We start from the raw sequence: 14,938 nt of genomic DNA, 5'->3' as shown, positions 1-14,938 counted from the left end.
CAGCACCAACCGGCGAGGCGTTCAGAATGACTTACTACCTCGTTCCCCTACTAATCTTTTACTTCGGCGTGGCGCTGTGCATTGCCTATGGCGGCACCAATCCTGCCGTCGTTCTCACGTGTGCGTTGCCGATGGTCGCTCTAGCCGTTTTGCGTGGCCATAGCGGTACTGACACGGCTGCGTATTACCAGGCGTTCACGGACCTCGGCCAAGGCAACGGCTATGGCGCCGAGCCGCTATTCAACGCGTATGCGCAGTTTCTCTGGGCCATTGATCCCGACCCGCGGTTCGTCGTCAACAGCATTTCGATGACAACTGCGCTGCTGTTGCTGTGGTCCATTTCCCGTAGCCGCTTCGGCATCTGGTTCGGTGGACTGGTGCTCGTGCCCGGCATGTTCTACGAGCTGACCATGAATGTGATGCGATTCGGTCTCGCATCGGCGATTTTCCTGCTCGCGACCCGCGTTTCGCCACACCAGAAGCCGCTTCGATACTTCATTTACGCTTTGATCGGCACCTGCGTGCATTTCTCTTCAGCGCTCCTGTTCCTGCTTTTCATTGCGACGACCCGGCGCGGACACACGCTGATGTTTGTCGGCGTTGCGGTTGCCGTCATCGGCGGTTCACTTTTGATGCCGGACTACTTCGCCGACAAGACCAGTCTCTACACCGGCATAGCGGCCCCGAATGCGTCGTCCGGACTGCTCTTTCTGATGATCCAGATGCTGATGCTGGGCGTGATGATCGTGTACCGGCGGCAGTTCGCCATTCCACCTATCGGCTGGCTGATCTGCGCGTTGCTGGCGGCAGTGCTTTACGGCATGACTCAGGTGACTTATGCGGGCATCCGCTTTCAGTTGATCCTCGTGAACCTGATGTTGGTCGTCCTCTGGCGTCAGTTCGCTCCGCCGACTGGACGCATGCAGACAAATCTGGCGACGTGGCTATTCCTCATTGGACTGATCGCGCTCGCGGGACGCATCCACAACATGACTGATGAAGAAGGACACGGGGAATCTCCGTTCTTGCCTTATCAGATGGCTCCAGCAATCCAGGAACTAGGGTAAGCGATCATGCGACAAAAAATCGTACACGTAACGGAAGCTCTGGGCGGCGGCGTGCTGCATTGCGTTGCCCTACTGGCCAATCGTCAGGCAGCCGCAGGTGACCAGGTCGTCGTGCTGCATTCCATGCGGCAAGACACGCCGCCGACTGCGAAGCTGGATCAGTTGTTCGATCCGAGGGTGCATCGTCAGGTCGTCGACATGCACACCAGCATCGGAGCCCACGATATCGTCAGCGTGTTCCGGCTCCTCATCGCTCTGTTTCGGGAGCGGCCGGACATCGTTCATCTTCATTCGTCGAAAGCCGCGGCGTTGGGGCGGATCGCGGCACGCTTCCTCGGCATCACGGCGCATACCATTTATTCACCGCACGGGTTCGCCTTTCTCAAGGAGGACATTTCGCCGCTCAAGGCAAAGCTGTTTTTGCTGATCGAGCGGATGCTGCATGCAACGGGTGGACACATCGTTGCCTGTTCGAAGAGCGAATTGCGTTATGCACGAATGCTGCTTTTGGGTGCGGAGCGCACAAGTCTGGTCGAGAATGCGGTGAAACTCGATGGGTTCGATCCGGGCGGTCACAGACAGGCAGGCGAAGCCGTGGTCGTATGCACGTCGGCGCGGGTCACCTATCAAAAGGCTCCATGGCGATTCACGCGTCTTGCGCAAAACATTGCGGGAACCTCGAACGCGCACTTCGTGTGGATCGGTGATGGCGAAGCCGACGCAATCGACCGTTGGATCGATCGCGACGTGATTCAGTTGACTGGCTGGATTCCCGCGGGGGACCTTCGGCGACGACTTCTGCAATCCGACATCTTCGTTCTGCCTTCGCTATGGGAAGGCATGCCGATCGCACTAATCGAAGCACAAGCCGCCGGGCTTCCGGCGGTAGCCAGCCGCATTGTCGGCAACCGCGATGTCATCGTCCACGGCGTCACGGGCTTCCTCGCGAATGACGATGAACAGCTGGAACATTACACCCGCCAGTTGATCGACGGCGCTGAACTCCGTCAGCGGATGGGTGCCGCTGCGACTGCGCACGCGCGCGCCCGCTTCGGCGACACGCAGTTTTTCCGTTCTTACGTGGGAGCCTACCGGCGATTGCTGACGCCGGTACAAGGCCGCCGCTTGCCGGCCGTGACGCACACACTTTCACATGAGGTCCTGAAATGAGCGCGCCCGAAACCGAAGCGCCGTCCGCAGTCGCATCAAGCCCTCGCTCCGCTCGCGAGTCGCAACATGGCGACGTCCATCCAGCGTCTATCCGCCGCGAGACACGCATCGCTTTCTTTGGATTCTATGGGCGACACAACTTCGGCGACGATTTGTTCGGATACTTGCTGCAGTCGATATCGGTCAGAACACCGGGGATTCGTCCGCTGATAGTAGGTGCGTCGCCCGCGCAAGAATTGACGCATCGGTTCCACTTGCCGCTTGCCCGTGCATTGTGGGGGCGTCCTGGCGCAATGGGCGCGGCGGCGCGGTCAGTGACCTATGTGGCTGCCGTCATGCGTGCGCGGGCAGCGATCTTCGGCGGAGGCTCGCTATTCGGCGCCCACGCATCACTGCCCTTTGCAAAGCTGATCGTCAACGTGGGGCGACGGTTCAACAGGCCCGTCGCCGCGCTTGGCGTGTCAGTCGGGCCATTCGCAACGGCGGAGCGGCGCCACGCGTTTGCGAGCGTTCTTAGAGCGATCCCGTGCATCGCGGTCCGCGACGAAGCGTCGGTCCGCGCGGTCGCAGACGCAACAGGATTGGCACCTGTCAACCTCAAGGACCTCGCTTTCGCGTTGCCTGCTCTCTATACGCCAAAGCGCAGGAGCGGTGATCGACGTACTCTGGTCGTGTCCATTCATCTGCGGCAATACATGGATGCCGTGCTCGCCATACTCACCAAAGTCGACAGCCAACGCCTCGTCGACGAGGTGCTGTTCGTCTCGCTCGACGACGAAAGCGTCGCGGTAACAGGAGACATTGCTCGCCTGTTCTCGCCATCGAACGTTTCCGTGGGGCGCTTTCAATACGGCGATTCGATTACCGAGGTGGTTGATCTGCTTACTTCGGCAACGTGTGTCGTCACCTCGAAACTGCACGGCGCGATCGTGAGTTTTGTGTATGACGTCCCTATCATGCTGTTCTGCTATCAGCGCAAGTGTGCGGAATTTCTGCTGGACAACGCATTGCCGGGACCACAAGAACCACAGCCGCCGGACGACGTGTGCGTTAGACATGTCGCTGAGCTTCTTTCACGCGGCAGCCGTGAGCAGCGGTATTCGCGCGCCGGGTGGCATCTCGACCAGTTCACGCAGTTCATCACCGCTATCGGCAACGTCCAGACACGCGCCGGCGCTGTTTGAGGCCTTGTGGGACGGTGCGACGACACTATCTGACGCCGCACCGGTTTTGTTCCTTGCGGCGAGGCACAGCCCCGCCGCTCGGTATCGTTTATGTTTGCAGCTCCGTCATGCGGGCGGCGAGATAGTCGCTGAAGTCAGCCGACACCTCGGGATGGCGCAACGCGAACTCCACCGTCGCCTTCAGGTAGCCAAGCTTGCTGCCGCAATCGAAACGCGCGCCGTCATACCGATAGGCTAAAACCTGCTCATCGTTTAGCAACGACTGGATTGCATCCGTCAGTTGCAACTCGCCTCCGCTGCCCGGCCGCAATGCGCGCAGATGCTCAAAAATCCGTGGCTTGAGCACATAGCGGCCGACCACGCCGTAGCGCGAGGGCGCGTCCGCGGGTGCCGGCTTCTCGACGATACCCGACAGCTTGAAAATATTCTCTTCCCATTGCTTACCGTCGATGACGCCATAAGACTTCGACTCGTCCTGCGCAATCTCTTCGACACCTAATACCGACGTATGGTAATGGTCGAACACATCGATCATCTGCCGCAACACAGGTGGCCTGCCGTCCAGCAGATCGTCGGCCAGCACCACGGCAAACGGGCTGTCGCCAACGAGCTTTTCCGCGCATAGCACGGCATGCCCCAAACCCAGCGCTTCGGCCTGGCGAACATAGAAGCAATCGACATGACTCGGCTTGATACTGCGTACGAGCGAAAGCAACTTCTCCTTTCCACGCGCCTCGAGTTCCGCCTCGATCTCGTACGACTTGTCGAAATGGTCCTCGATAGCGCGCTTGCTGCGGCCCGTCACGAAGATCATTTCGGTGATACCTGCTGCGATGGCTTCTTCGACGGCGTATTGAATCAGCGGTTTATCGACAATGGGCAACATCTCTTTCGGGCTGGCTTTAGTTGCCGGAAGAAAGCGGGTACCTAGCCCCGCCACGGGAAAAACGGCTTTCGTTACTTTAAGCATGGGACTTGAATCTCGCGTGTGGAATGATCAGGCTTTAATCCGGAAATGTCGGTGCTCGGTCCGTAAAAAAGAACCTGCCCGCAAGAATCCAGAAGCCGGGCAGGTTTAACCGAGGCCTTTCGGGTTTGCCGAGAATGGCAACCCCGACAAGTATCGTCTTCCATTAGTCGAGTCGGGTGTGGTCTTGTCGGATCACGCTGATCAATTGACCGAACGCTACAGTAATGTCATTTACCAGCGGCGGCATTTACAGCCAAAAACGTTTTGGCTGTAAATGGACCGGTGAAACAGTCACTGTTGATATGGCGTATTGGCGGAATGAATCAAGGTTTTGTCACAAACGGGAATATCCGCGCGAGTAAGCTTTAGAAAAAGCATATCACCGGGAAACGATCGGTGATGAAACGTCAACCTTCGCATGCAAGATAGACCATTGACCAAGAAATCAGATAGCCTGCAGGCGATCGCCGCATTTAACCAATCGTACCTCCTGCTCGCGCAGCGAATGCTCAAGGAAGACCGGGCGCAGGCAAAGCGCGCACTCGGTCTGTCCGATTCTATGGCTACACGGATCTGCTCATTGACGCATGCCGAGATCGAAATACTCGCCGATAGCTCGGACCTGATCTGCCAATTCCGAGCGGACGCGGCGCCGGGCCGGGCGTGACACCTGCCGGCTATCCAAACGCCAATGCAACACGACACAGCCGCAGGACGCGTGCCGACGAAATCACTACCGCAACAGATTGACCTTCGCGCGGTTGGCAATCCGCTGGCCTCGCCCGCCGATTACTGCGCGCAACATGAATAGCCCGAAGCGGCAGGCCTCGTCGATAGTCGTCACAGGCGGCATCACGAGTTCTTGACATGCGCTCACGACATTGGCGAGCGCCGGCTCGGGATGCGTGAATGCGTCGAGCAGCGACTTTCAGTTCCACCCGATGCTCCACGAGCACGCCTTTGATACCCATCACATTCCCCATCGCGGCGAAGTTCGGATCCGTCAGGTCAGAGGCCGTATCGACGACCCCGCCCATCATCATCTTGAAGCCGTCGTCGCCGGATATCGAAACACATGCCGGTCTCCTGAAGGCGGCTCGCCGAGCGTGCCTTTAACCGTGGCCCTATCGTAATCACACGGTCTCTATCCGCACACACGAGTGCGAACATCCCTACCAAAAGAGGTGCGCGGCTGACCGGTCGGCGCCTGCGGATGCGATTAGACAAAGCAGCGTGCAAGCGCGAAAGAAACTACCGGTCCACACGACGATACTCGATCGCATGTCCAATCCCATCCTTGCGCGCCCTGCATGTACTCCAGAGCGCACCGCGGAGAACACACGATGAACGCGATCAGATTTCGGTGGTTCCGAACCGGCTACCTCACCGCAGCCGCTTGCCTGACGATCGGCGCATCGTGCGCGCTGCAAGGACCCGGCCTGATGCGCGCGGTCATGACTGTCGGGACGGACGTGCAATTGCCGCTCGAGCGCATCGCCACCGATAACCGGGCGCACACGCAATCGCCGGTTCATTCGTGGAAGCAGAGCAGCCACCGCACGGACGCCAATACGCGCGCGCCCCGTCCTACGCCCGGCTATCTGCGGACGATCACGGATTTCAAGTACTGGACGTAATGGTGCCGCGAGTGGGCGTCGATGGGCGGATTGAGGCCCATCATCCGCCACACGGTAAGAACACAATCGCTCGATATTAAAGCTGGCGATACTCGCGCAGAGAATCGCCAGCCTTCATCTGTGCTTTACGACTGCAGGAATTCCAGCGAGTCCGCATTCACCCGATCCGCATGCGTCGTGCACATGCCGTGCGGCGCGCCAGCATAGGTTATCGGATGCAATCGTAAGCGCGCTTGATCGACACTTGCATACCGGCCAACCAGAACCAGTCGATCGTGCCTTGCGACACCTTCGCATCCGGCCGGTTGAAGCCGAAGAATGGCAGCGCCAGAGATATCGCACGCACGCGAGGTGAGCCCGGTGGCAACGCCAGCGAGCACGACGACGTCCAACCAGCGCAAGCCGCGCGAAAAAGAAGGGAGGTCAGGTTTGCGTTGCGTCGTCGAGAGCGGACGTCAGGATCATTGCGTCGGCATTGCGCGGCGCAGCCCGGCAGGGACGCGGCTTGTACACGGCGTCGCCGCGACGAATCGGGCGCCCGCTCATCGCGCAGACGCCCTCGGTGCGAGCCCGCGACGCGCACCAGACCTGGTCGCCATAGCAGCAGCACGTCGAGTCGCGCCAGGAGATCGTCGCGGTCGAAGACGTCGGCCGGTCCAGCAAGCTCACCGTGACGCAGTGAAGCGCCGTGTCGTCCACGTGACGCGCCGGGGTGCCTTCATTCAACCCACTGCCGCGGTCTTTCGACCCGCCCGCAGGCACGGACAACAGGCCAATGGTTTGCATCCACGGATCAATCAAATTTGCGTTTGCCAGCATGTCGCGACTCCGGTTGAAGAGTTAACTGGTTGAATGGCTTTGTATGGGGATCTATCGCAGCGCGTCGACGCATTCACAAAGCGCTTCACCGTGCGCGTAGACCGTCACAGGGGTGTCGTCGGCTTTAGGGCCGTCGTTGACGGACAATGAATCGCCGGTGTGCTTTAGAAACGCCTCGCTGATCCTGAGAAATGACTGAACCTGCTTATCGAGCACCATTCGCTTTCGTCCTCCAACAGCAAGGCGTCTCACCGACAAAGCGTTTGAACACAGTGGTGAAATGCGCTTGCGAGCGAAAGCCGCAGCTCAGCGCGACATCGAAGACGTTGTGCTTCGAGCTCAGCAACAGTTGTTGTGCGTGTTCGATCCGGCGACGCAGCAGGTATTCATGCGGACGCAGGCCCGTCGCGCGCCGGAATTGCGCGGCGAAATGCATGCGGGTGAGGCCGGCGCTCGCGGCGATGTCGGCGAGACCAATCGACTCGGCCAGATGCGCGTCGATGTACTCGATCACGCGGTTCATGCGCCACTGCGGCAGCGCGGCCGCCTCACGGTTCTGCGCGTTCGATGCAGTGAATTGACGCGCGACAATGCGCGACACGATGGCGAGGCTGACACTCTCCGTAAAGACCTTGCCCAACGCGGCGTCGCTGGTCTGTGAAACGACCAGCGCCTGACCAAGCCGATCGAGTGCGGCATCGCGGACCAGCTTCGGGTCGCCAAGCACGATGTCGCCCGCATGCGGCTGCTGGAACAGATCTTCGTAGCACTCGGCGAGAACTTGTTGCGACGCGAACAGATGCAGCACGTCGACGGACGACTCGAACACAGCGCTGACGGACACCGCGGGCGCCGTCACCTGAACCACACCCGCCGTCACCCGCCCTTGCATGAGCCTGCGGCCCGCGTGATTGAAGGTCAGCGACACGCATTTCAGCGCCAGGCCTATGCAGTGATCAGACCCGTTGCCGTGACTGACGACTTCGAGCGGCGTGGTGATATTGCGCGTCCAGCGCGACACCTGCACATCGCCGCGCTGCCGGTGTGGTTGCGCTTGATGCGCGCGCGGGCTGCGCCATTGATGCTCGGCGTCGATCGAGCTGGCGATGCGTTGCGGCGCAATGTCGGCACCGGGTTCAGGATACGAGAGCAGCGAGCTGGTCATGATATGTCCGTCCGATAGAGTGATCTGCCTGCGGTCGAAACACTTGCACCGCGATGACTCAAAGTTAATCAAACGGAGCTCGCGCGCCTAGCCGTACATACGGTTGCCTACGACGCCAAATGGTTGGGTCAACCTATATGAAGGTTTAATGCGGGCGGGACATGCGCAGATGAAATAGCCGCGCGACGCGTCCGTCCGCGCGCGGAGGCGTCGCATTGCAAGGGATTCGAGCGAGAAACGAACGACGATGCGATTTTCGCCGTTCAGGAGACAAAGATGCCCGCGCGGTTCAGCCGCGCTGAACACGCGGCGGCGTGGTGGTGCCTTGGGGCGATTTGACGCCGAGAGCTTCCGCCTTCAGCACGAAATCGGCAAGCGAGCGAGACTCCATCTTCTTCATGGCCTGACCGCGGTGAATCTTCACCGTGATTTCACTCAGCTTCATTTCAGCGGCAATCTGCTTGTTCATCAGGCCGCTCGCGACAAAAGCCATCACTTCGCGCTCGCGCGGCGTGAGCGACGCGTAGCGGCGGCGCAGATCCGCGACCGAGCGGTCCGCTTCGCGCCGTTCCTCGTCCTTGCCGAGCGCGGTCGCCACGGCGTCCAGCATGTCCTGGTCGCGAAACGGCTTCGCGAGAAAGTCCATCGCGCCGGCCTTCATCGCCTTGACCGACATGGCAATATCGCCATGCGCGGTCATGAAGATAATCGGCACACGCACTGCGCCCGCCGCAATCTGTTCCTGCACGGCAAGGCCACTCTGCCCTTTGAGCCGCACATCCAGAATCAGACAGCTCGGTACATCCGGCATCTGGAACGCAAGAAATTCATCTGCGGACGCGAACAGTTCAACCTGCAAACCCACTGAGCGCAGCAACATACCGACCGCTTCACGCATCGAGTTATCGTCGTCGACGACATAGACAATCGAGTGAGTCGCGGTGTTGCCCGTTTCACTGCTCATGACAGGTTCCCTCATCGAGCGGCAGAATGAACTGCAGCACTGCACCCTTTCCCTCTTGCGACTCCGCCCAGATCCGGCCACCGTGCGCCTCGACAATCGAACGGCAGATCGACAATCCCATTCCCATGCCTTCCGCCTTCGTTGTAAAGAATGCGTTGAAAAGCCGCCCGGCGTTCTCTTCGCTGATGCCCGTGCCGGAATCTTCTATGACCACCTGCGCGTGCCGCGCATCGAAGCGGCGCGTGCGGATGCGCAATTCCCGCGGCCGTCCCGTGATGCCCGACATTGCCTGCACACCGTTCATCACGAGGTTGATGATGACCTGCTGCAATTGCACACGGTCGGCGCACACCTGCGGCGGCGGACACGCGTAATCGGCATCCACTTCGACACGGTGCCCATCCAGTTCGCGTCGCACCAGTTCGATGGATTCTCTCACTATAGCGTTCAGATCGAGTATCGCCTGACTCGGGTCGCGCTTTTGCGCCATCGCCCGGATCTGGCGGATCACGTCGCTCGCGCGCCTGGCGTCGCGAATCATCTGGTTAATGGACTGTCCGACTTCCTTCAGATCGATCTGCGGACGATTCATCCAGCGCAGAGCGGCGTCGCCGCACGTGACGATCGCCGCGAGCGGCTGCGTGACTTCGTGCGCGATCGACGCGGCCAGTTCGCCGAGCATCGTCACGCGCGTCACGTGCGCGAGTTCGGCCGTCGAACGGTCGAGCGCTTCCTGCGCCACCCGCCCTTCCGTCACGTCCATCAGTGCGCCGACGTACTCGGGATGCGCCGACTGCGATGCTGCGAGATGCGCGACGTAGTGGACATACTTGACGCTTCCATCGGGCATCGCGAGGCGATGTTCGATGTCGACGAACTGCGCGCCCGCGAGGCTCTGCTGATAAGCTTGCCTGACGAGCGCGATGTCTTCGGGATGCGAGCGCTCGAGGATCAGCCGGAAAGTGGGCGTGACGTGCTTCGCATAGTCGAAGATCTGATACGTTTCGTCGGACCACCACATTTCGCCGTCGGGCAGTTTCGTCGCAATACTGCCGGTGCGGCTCAGGCGCTGGGCGTCGGAGAGGAACGCTTCGCTGCGCTCGAGCGCCTGCTCTGCCTGCTTGCGTTCTTCGATATCGGTGTTCACGCCGTACCAGCGCAAGATGTTGCCGGCGTGATCGCGCAGCGGTTCCGCGCCGATATGCATCCATCGGTACACTCCATCGCTGCGCCTGATGCGCGAGACGTTTTCGAACGGCATACCCGTGGCAATAGCCTGGTTCCAGGCGTGCTGCGCCGCGGGGTAGTCGTCGGGATGAACGATCGAGCGCCAGATATCGCCATCATTGTCGGCAAGCGTCACGCCCAGTTCGTTCCAGCGCCGGTTGATGAAACTTAGCCGCCCGTCGCTCGACGAACTCCAGACCATGCCAGGAATCGCATCGATCGTCGCGCGCAATTCGTCCTTCTGGCGCTGCAACTCGCCTTCCATCTGCTTGCGGACTGTGATGTCGTTGTTGGTGGCGAGCACGGCGCGCGGCTTACCCTTCGCATCGCGCCACAGGGCCCAACGGCTGGAAATGATGACGGTGGTGCCGTCATTGCGCACGCGCTGCAATTCACCTTGCCAGCGGCCCGAACGCAACATCTCACTGCGAATCTCGTCGAGTGAAACCGAGGAATGGGTCTGCGTCAATTCATGAATCGGCTGGCCGATTGCCTGTTGCGCGGTCCATCCGTAGAGCGCTTCCGCGCCGTGATTCCAGAACGTGATCAAATCGTTCATGTCGTACACGACGATTGCGTCATGCGTCAGATCGAGCAACTGCAGTTGCTCTTGCAGCGTTGCGGTGTTCTTCTGATTGCGCAACGCCAGCACCGACGTCGTGGCGATGGCGAGCAGGCTGACGGCACAGCGCGCCAGCGCGCCGCCCGAGTAGTGCTCGTCATGCGACATCGCAAACGCAATCACCGTGAGCGCCGCGCAGCTCCACGCGGTGAGGATCGCCGCAGGCCGCGACCCTGTCGATGCGACGAGCAGCACCACGACCACATACAGCACGGCAATCGCGATATCGAGTGGCGTGAACGCGTCGATCAGGAAGACGACCAGCGCGATGACGGCCGCGAGAACGGACAGCACGCGCGCGTCATGCCGCAGCGGTTCGCCGGCACGCGAGCGGAATATCATGATGACGATTGAACGCGCCGCGCGGGAAGGCGGGGAACGAAACGGCGCGATGTTGGCATAGGCATTCCAGGCAAACGTTCGTTGACGAGCACCGGAACCCTGTCTTGTGCCGCAAGCACGGCACATCAAAGTCAGACATGCAGGACGCCGACTCATAATCCGATACTTATTTTATCCGAATTTTTTAAAATTCAACTATTGAGGTCCGCTGCGAGCGGGCTTCAATGAAGCTCGCCGCCTTCGGCCTGGAGCGTTTCGAGGCAACGCGACACGGCAGCGCCATCGACAGGCTTGCTCAGCACGCACATCGCTCCGTCTTCCAGGGCCTGGCGGCGCACCGTTTCCGATGCGAAGGCTGAGATAAAGATAATCGGCAGCGCAATCCCACCGTCGAGCAGACGCCGCTGCATCTCGAGCCCGGTCATGCCCGGCATCTGCACGTCGGAGATGACGCAGGCGACATCTCCGATCTGGCCGGCGGCGAGGAAATCTTCGGCCGACGCATAGAGCCGGACGTCCCAACCCAGTGAACGAACCAGGCTCGATGTGGCGATGCGGACGGATTCGTCGTCGTCGATGATGGAAACAATCCGATGGGTATGCAAGCGACTATCCTCTGCCATACATGCGGTTACGACGGCACGTTGTTGTCTTGTCCGCCGTTCAGGTGTTTCTATCTTATGGACAAAACCCCGCCGCGAAAATCATATGTGTGTATAGGGAAGGCCGGGAAAGTCGGCATCAAGGCCGCATGTCGGCGTCGCGCGGCGCATGCGTTTAATGCCGGCCGTTACCCGTCGTGCGTATTCGAAGTCGGGCGTGCCTTCACTAAACGATGCTTGGGGCAAAGCCGCTACATTGGCGAAATCGATAATGCATTCGCGGCCCACTCTTCTCGATCCGCACAATAGAATTCACGCCCAGGAGCGACCTATGTCGACACTCATTGAACGTCTTGAAGGAGAAGCGCGCGAGCGGCTGATCTGTTGGCTCAGGCGTCGCATGATGGAAAGCGAGATCACGATCGAAGCGCTGGAACACGCGCTCAATCGCGATGTCGAGGACGAGCGGATGATTCGCTATCGCGATGCGTACGGCAACGTGTGGACGGGTCTCGGCGAGATGCCCGAGTGGCTGCGCCGCGCAGTGGCGGCGGGCCAGAGCATCGATCACTTCCGCTGCGGCTGAGCGTCTCGCTTTGCGCAATGCGTGTGTGTCGCCATCTGCTTGCCGACTGCATCGGCGAAGCGCTCGAGCGCAGCGAGAGAGCCTTGCACGCTGCGGTATTCCGTTTTGCCGATCATGCCGTCCAGTACGACCAGCAGGCCTGAGTCTGTTGCGAGCTTGACGATGTCCATTGCAGTCTCCCGATCTTCGCTGTCCTGTTCATGACGATATCCTCGCGCCGCGGATGAATCGTTTGTCACGATTTAAAGGTACGCGCGACGCGCGTCCAAAACCATTCTACGAACGGCCATCTGGATGGTGCATTCGCATGGGTCACTCATCCATCTGTATAGGTCGATCGAAGACATGCGATGCGCAGCGCCGTCGCCCCAAGGTTCCAGCTTTATGTAATAGCCACCCCGTGTCGCGCTCACTACCATGAGTAACGCTGGTGGCGACGCCACGGTCAGAGGAGAGCGGGATGGGTTCCGGCGAGAAGTGCTTGCGAACGCCGGTCGGCAAGTGGTTCGGACCGGGCGTCGCGCCGAGGTCGAGTTGGCCGACCGAAGAGCCGCCGGAGATGAACAAGGGCTCTGCCCGGCCTCTTCCAGAGACCAAACATGCAATACATCGTTGATCCAGGCGGCTGCACGCGCACATCCAGCGCCGTAATCCTGGGTATCCGGACCGACATCATCCTTTGAGGCAGCATGAACAAAGACGCCATCGCTCGCCGCGACCACATCGACGAAGTGGACACCGTCGCCTTGGCAGCCTCGCTCCTGTACACGCACGGACAGACCACGGAAAAGACTGTGGTCGCGGCGCAGCAACTAGGACGCACTCTCGGCGTACCGGTCAGGGTGTTGCCGCACTGGGGCGAACTCGTGGTCGAGCTTGACCACACCTCCTTCTCGGAGATTGTCCCGGCCGCGCCGCTAGGCGTAGACATGGGCAAGGTCCTGGCCGTCGAGACCATCATGCATCAAGTGTGCGACGGCGCCATGTCGACCGCAGCCGCGCGCCCGGCGCTCATAGCGGCAGAGCGCATGCCACCCATTGCGATACTTCGCCTCGCTGCCTTCGCGGCCATCGGTGCGGCGTCTCTCGGCGTGATCTACGGCGTGTACGATGTGGCGAGCCTCGCGCTGATCGCCATAAGCGCCGCCGCCGGGGCCTTTGTCCGCCGCTGGCAGGTGAAGCTCGGCGGCAATCCTTTCCTCGAACCGCTGTCCGCGGCCACGCTCGCCGGCGTGATCGGCGCCATCGCAAGTCGCCTCCACCTTTCAGACGCGCCATCGCTCGTCGCGTTCTGCCCCTGCATGGTGCTGGTTCCCGGCCCGCATATCCTCAACGGTGCGGGCGACCTTGCGCGCACACGGATCACGCTGGGCGTCGCACGCCTGACCTATGCCGCTCTGATCGTGCTGATGATCTGCACGGGCCTGCTGATCGGGACGGCCGCTGCCGGCGGCGCGCTTCAGGCCGCACCGTCCGCGGCCGCGCCCTTCGCCGCCGATGTCATCGCCGCAGGATGCGCTGTCGCGAGCTTCGGGACTTTCTTTTCGATGCCGTGGCGCCTGCTGCCGCTGCCAATCGCCGTCGGCATGCTGGCGCACGCGGCGCGCTGGGCGCTCGTCTCGATCTTGAGCGCCAACGTCGCGACAGCGGCGTTCTTCGCCTGTCTTCTGGCCGGCCTGATCGTCGCGCCGATCGTCGATCGCCTACGCCTCCCCTTCGCAGCCGTCGGCTTCTCCGCAGTCGTCTCGATGATGCCGGGCTTCTTCCTCTTCCGTGCCGCAAGCACGCTGGTCGAATTGGTCGCCATCGGACCGCGCGCGTCGGCCGACCTTGTCTCGGCCTTCGTTGCGAACGGCGCCACGGCGTTCCTGATCATCCTGGCCATGACCGTTGGACTGGTCCTGCCCCGTATGCTGTTTGAGCGGTTCGCGACAGCACGCCCGGCCTCTTGACTGATCTTCAGAAAGGGGCCGCCGTTCGCCTGCCACAACGCTGAGCAACCGCCGCACCCCAATCCCCGAGCCGCCCTCCGGGGCTTCGACGTCATCCACGTCTTCCCGCTCGCGCGAGACGCGCGGGCCACCCGCCTGCCCCACCGGCGAACGGCGCGAACTCCAGCTTTATGTAATAGCGGTTCTTCATCCTGCTCACTATCATGAAGACAAAGTAGGGTCCCGAAGTGAACCCCAGCTCGGTGAGCGTTCAATGCTCCAGCCGGTGATATGTCATTGCCCGGGCATTGCGTGCCTCCCCACACGGCGGGACTGATTCGTACCGCGCGCGATAGTAGGTACTTCTGGAGCCGGTGCCAACATCATTGCTAACGCAATCCAATGACTGTCCGGGAGCGCATTTGCGGCCCGACCTGCGGACTCGAACAACATGCCTCCATTTCCCCTTACGTCGCGCCGAGGCTTCTTTCGCTCGGCCGTCGCGCTGGTTCCGGCAGGAACGCTCGCCGCGTGCGATCTGAAGTCGTCCGGCACGTCCGCGCCAGATTCGAACGCGGCAGCATCCGGACCGCAAGCGTCCGGCGCGGACTACAAGTCGCATTTCTTCGACGCGAAGGAATGGGCATTCATC

15 protein-coding genes and 2 pseudogenes are annotated in these 14,938 nt (G+C 60.9%); 8 read left to right on the top strand and 9 right to left on the bottom strand.

The features are described from left to right. The first annotated feature begins 26 nt into the window (after nt 1-26). From P0D96_RS13075 to P0D96_RS13065, 3 genes are read left to right on the top strand one after another with little or no spacing between them, the layout of a single operon-like run. Nucleotides 27-1,067, top strand: coding sequence for an EpsG family protein (locus P0D96_RS13075; RefSeq protein ID WP_132381533.1), 1,041 nt, complete (start codon nt 27-29; stop codon nt 1,065-1,067). Between the two features lie 6 nt (nt 1,068-1,073). Then, nucleotides 1,074-2,237 carry a glycosyltransferase gene (locus P0D96_RS13070; protein ID WP_408313727.1) on the top strand — a complete coding sequence of 388 codons (1,164 nt, stop codon included), beginning with the start codon at nt 1,074-1,076 and terminating at the stop codon, nt 2,235-2,237. Beyond that, nucleotides 2,234-3,421, top strand: a complete 1,188-nt coding sequence (locus tag P0D96_RS13065) for a polysaccharide pyruvyl transferase family protein (RefSeq protein WP_408313725.1) — start codon at nt 2,234-2,236, stop codon at nt 3,419-3,421. The genes P0D96_RS13070 and P0D96_RS13065 overlap by 4 nt, the downstream gene beginning before the upstream one ends. A gap of 88 nt (nt 3,422-3,509) precedes the next feature. Here the strand turns inward: P0D96_RS13065 and galU are convergent, their stop codons facing one another. Then, nucleotides 3,510-4,391, bottom strand: a complete 882-nt coding sequence (gene galU / locus P0D96_RS13060; protein ID WP_408182026.1) for a UTP--glucose-1-phosphate uridylyltransferase GalU — start codon at nt 4,389-4,391, stop codon at nt 3,510-3,512. Between the two features lie 433 nt (nt 4,392-4,824). Here galU and P0D96_RS13055 point away from each other — a divergent pair, with 433 nt between their 5' ends. After that, nucleotides 4,825-5,058, top strand: a complete 234-nt coding sequence (locus P0D96_RS13055; RefSeq protein ID WP_408313723.1) for a flagellar transcriptional regulator FlhD — start codon at nt 4,825-4,827, stop codon at nt 5,056-5,058. Nucleotides 5,059-5,734: 676 nt separating this feature from the next. Further along, nucleotides 5,735-6,028 (top strand): hypothetical protein, encoded by a 294-nt coding sequence (locus tag P0D96_RS13050; protein WP_408182025.1) that lies wholly within the window; start codon nt 5,735-5,737, stop codon nt 6,026-6,028. 125 nt (nt 6,029-6,153) lie between these two features. Here P0D96_RS13050 and P0D96_RS13045 read toward each other — a convergent pair. From P0D96_RS13045 to P0D96_RS13015, 7 genes and pseudogenes are all read right to left on the bottom strand, one after another. Further along, nucleotides 6,154-6,359 (bottom strand): annotated as a pseudogene (locus P0D96_RS13045) (alpha/beta fold hydrolase); the annotation flags it as partial. A 92-nt stretch (nt 6,360-6,451) separates the two neighbouring features. Further along, nucleotides 6,452-6,847 (bottom strand): DUF3331 domain-containing protein, encoded by a 396-nt coding sequence (locus tag P0D96_RS13040; protein ID WP_408182024.1) that lies wholly within the window; start codon nt 6,845-6,847, stop codon nt 6,452-6,454. A gap of 51 nt (nt 6,848-6,898) precedes the next feature. After that, nucleotides 6,899-7,066, bottom strand: a complete 168-nt coding sequence (locus P0D96_RS13035; protein ID WP_408182023.1) for a hypothetical protein — start codon at nt 7,064-7,066, stop codon at nt 6,899-6,901. Beyond that, a complete protein-coding gene (locus tag P0D96_RS13030; protein WP_408182021.1) occupies nt 7,053-8,012 on the bottom strand; it encodes a helix-turn-helix domain-containing protein in 960 nt (319 codons plus the stop codon). Before P0D96_RS13030 ends, P0D96_RS13035 begins: the two co-directional genes overlap by 14 nt. Nucleotides 8,013-8,301: 289 nt before the next feature. Continuing rightward, the gene (locus tag P0D96_RS13025) at nt 8,302-8,976 is read right to left on the bottom strand and encodes a response regulator transcription factor (RefSeq protein ID WP_408292237.1); all 675 of its coding nucleotides are present in this window, start codon (nt 8,974-8,976) and stop codon (nt 8,302-8,304) included. Continuing rightward, on the bottom strand, nt 8,966-11,167 hold the full coding sequence (locus P0D96_RS13020) for a PAS domain-containing sensor histidine kinase (RefSeq protein WP_132381516.1): 2,202 nt from the start codon (nt 11,165-11,167) through the stop codon (nt 8,966-8,968). The genes P0D96_RS13025 and P0D96_RS13020 overlap by 11 nt, the downstream gene beginning before the upstream one ends. Before the next feature lie 221 nt (nt 11,168-11,388). Continuing rightward, nucleotides 11,389-11,772: a response regulator transcription factor gene (locus P0D96_RS13015; RefSeq protein ID WP_408313719.1), complete on the bottom strand. Its 384-nt coding sequence runs from the start codon at nt 11,770-11,772 to the stop codon at nt 11,389-11,391. Between the two features lie 328 nt (nt 11,773-12,100). On the opposite strand from P0D96_RS13015, the gene P0D96_RS13010 reads away from it, so the two are divergent. Next, a complete protein-coding gene (locus tag P0D96_RS13010; RefSeq protein ID WP_408182014.1) occupies nt 12,101-12,355 on the top strand; it encodes an H-NS family nucleoid-associated regulatory protein in 255 nt (84 codons plus the stop codon). On the opposite strand, the gene P0D96_RS13005 is transcribed toward P0D96_RS13010, so the two are convergent. After that, nucleotides 12,337-12,525 carry a hypothetical protein gene (locus P0D96_RS13005; protein WP_132381510.1) on the bottom strand — a complete coding sequence of 63 codons (189 nt, stop codon included), beginning with the start codon at nt 12,523-12,525 and terminating at the stop codon, nt 12,337-12,339. The genes P0D96_RS13010 and P0D96_RS13005 overlap by 19 nt on opposite strands. A 519-nt stretch (nt 12,526-13,044) precedes the next feature. Here P0D96_RS13005 and P0D96_RS13000 point away from each other — a divergent pair. Together P0D96_RS13000 and P0D96_RS12995 are read left to right on the top strand one after the other, a co-directional pair. Then, nucleotides 13,045-14,307, top strand: coding sequence for a threonine/serine exporter family protein (locus P0D96_RS13000; RefSeq protein WP_408313717.1), 1,263 nt, complete (start codon nt 13,045-13,047; stop codon nt 14,305-14,307). 430 nt (nt 14,308-14,737) lie between these two features. Further along, nucleotides 14,738-14,938 (top strand): annotated as a pseudogene (locus tag P0D96_RS12995) (gluconate 2-dehydrogenase subunit 3 family protein); the annotation flags it as partial.

The sequence above is a fragment of the Paraburkholderia sp. RL17-347-BIC-D genome, assembly GCF_046027915.1.
Taxonomy (GTDB): domain Bacteria; phylum Pseudomonadota; class Gammaproteobacteria; order Burkholderiales; family Burkholderiaceae; genus Paraburkholderia.
The sequence above is the reverse complement of the archived record's forward strand: the minus strand, read 5'-3'. Positions and strand labels throughout refer to the sequence as shown.

What these genes read in the sequence shown, in the direction of transcription:
- P0D96_RS13070 (WP_408313727.1), top strand. Translation starts at nt 1,074, where the DNA reads ATGCGACAAAAAATCGTACACGTAACGGAAGCTCTGGGCGGCGGCGTG.
- P0D96_RS13025 (WP_408292237.1), bottom strand. Translation starts at nt 8,976, where the DNA reads ATGAGCAGTGAAACGGGCAACACCGCGACTCACTCGATTGTCTATGTC.
- P0D96_RS13005 (WP_132381510.1), bottom strand. Translation starts at nt 12,525, where the DNA reads ATGGACATCGTCAAGCTCGCAACAGACTCAGGCCTGCTGGTCGTACTG.
- P0D96_RS13040 (WP_408182024.1), bottom strand. Translation starts at nt 6,847, where the DNA reads ATGCTGGCAAACGCAAATTTGATTGATCCGTGGATGCAAACCATTGGC.
- P0D96_RS13050 (WP_408182025.1), top strand. Translation starts at nt 5,735, where the DNA reads ATGAACGCGATCAGATTTCGGTGGTTCCGAACCGGCTACCTCACCGCA.
- P0D96_RS13020 (WP_132381516.1), bottom strand. Translation starts at nt 11,167, where the DNA reads ATGATATTCCGCTCGCGTGCCGGCGAACCGCTGCGGCATGACGCGCGC.
- P0D96_RS13075 (WP_132381533.1), top strand. Translation starts at nt 27, where the DNA reads ATGACTTACTACCTCGTTCCCCTACTAATCTTTTACTTCGGCGTGGCG.
- P0D96_RS13030 (WP_408182021.1), bottom strand. Translation starts at nt 8,012, where the DNA reads ATGACCAGCTCGCTGCTCTCGTATCCTGAACCCGGTGCCGACATTGCG.
- P0D96_RS13000 (WP_408313717.1), top strand. Translation starts at nt 13,045, where the DNA reads ATGAACAAAGACGCCATCGCTCGCCGCGACCACATCGACGAAGTGGAC.
- P0D96_RS13010 (WP_408182014.1), top strand. Translation starts at nt 12,101, where the DNA reads ATGTCGACACTCATTGAACGTCTTGAAGGAGAAGCGCGCGAGCGGCTG.
- P0D96_RS13035 (WP_408182023.1), bottom strand. Translation starts at nt 7,066, where the DNA reads ATGGTGCTCGATAAGCAGGTTCAGTCATTTCTCAGGATCAGCGAGGCG.
- galU (WP_408182026.1), bottom strand. Translation starts at nt 4,391, where the DNA reads ATGCTTAAAGTAACGAAAGCCGTTTTTCCCGTGGCGGGGCTAGGTACC.
- P0D96_RS13065 (WP_408313725.1), top strand. Translation starts at nt 2,234, where the DNA reads ATGAGCGCGCCCGAAACCGAAGCGCCGTCCGCAGTCGCATCAAGCCCT.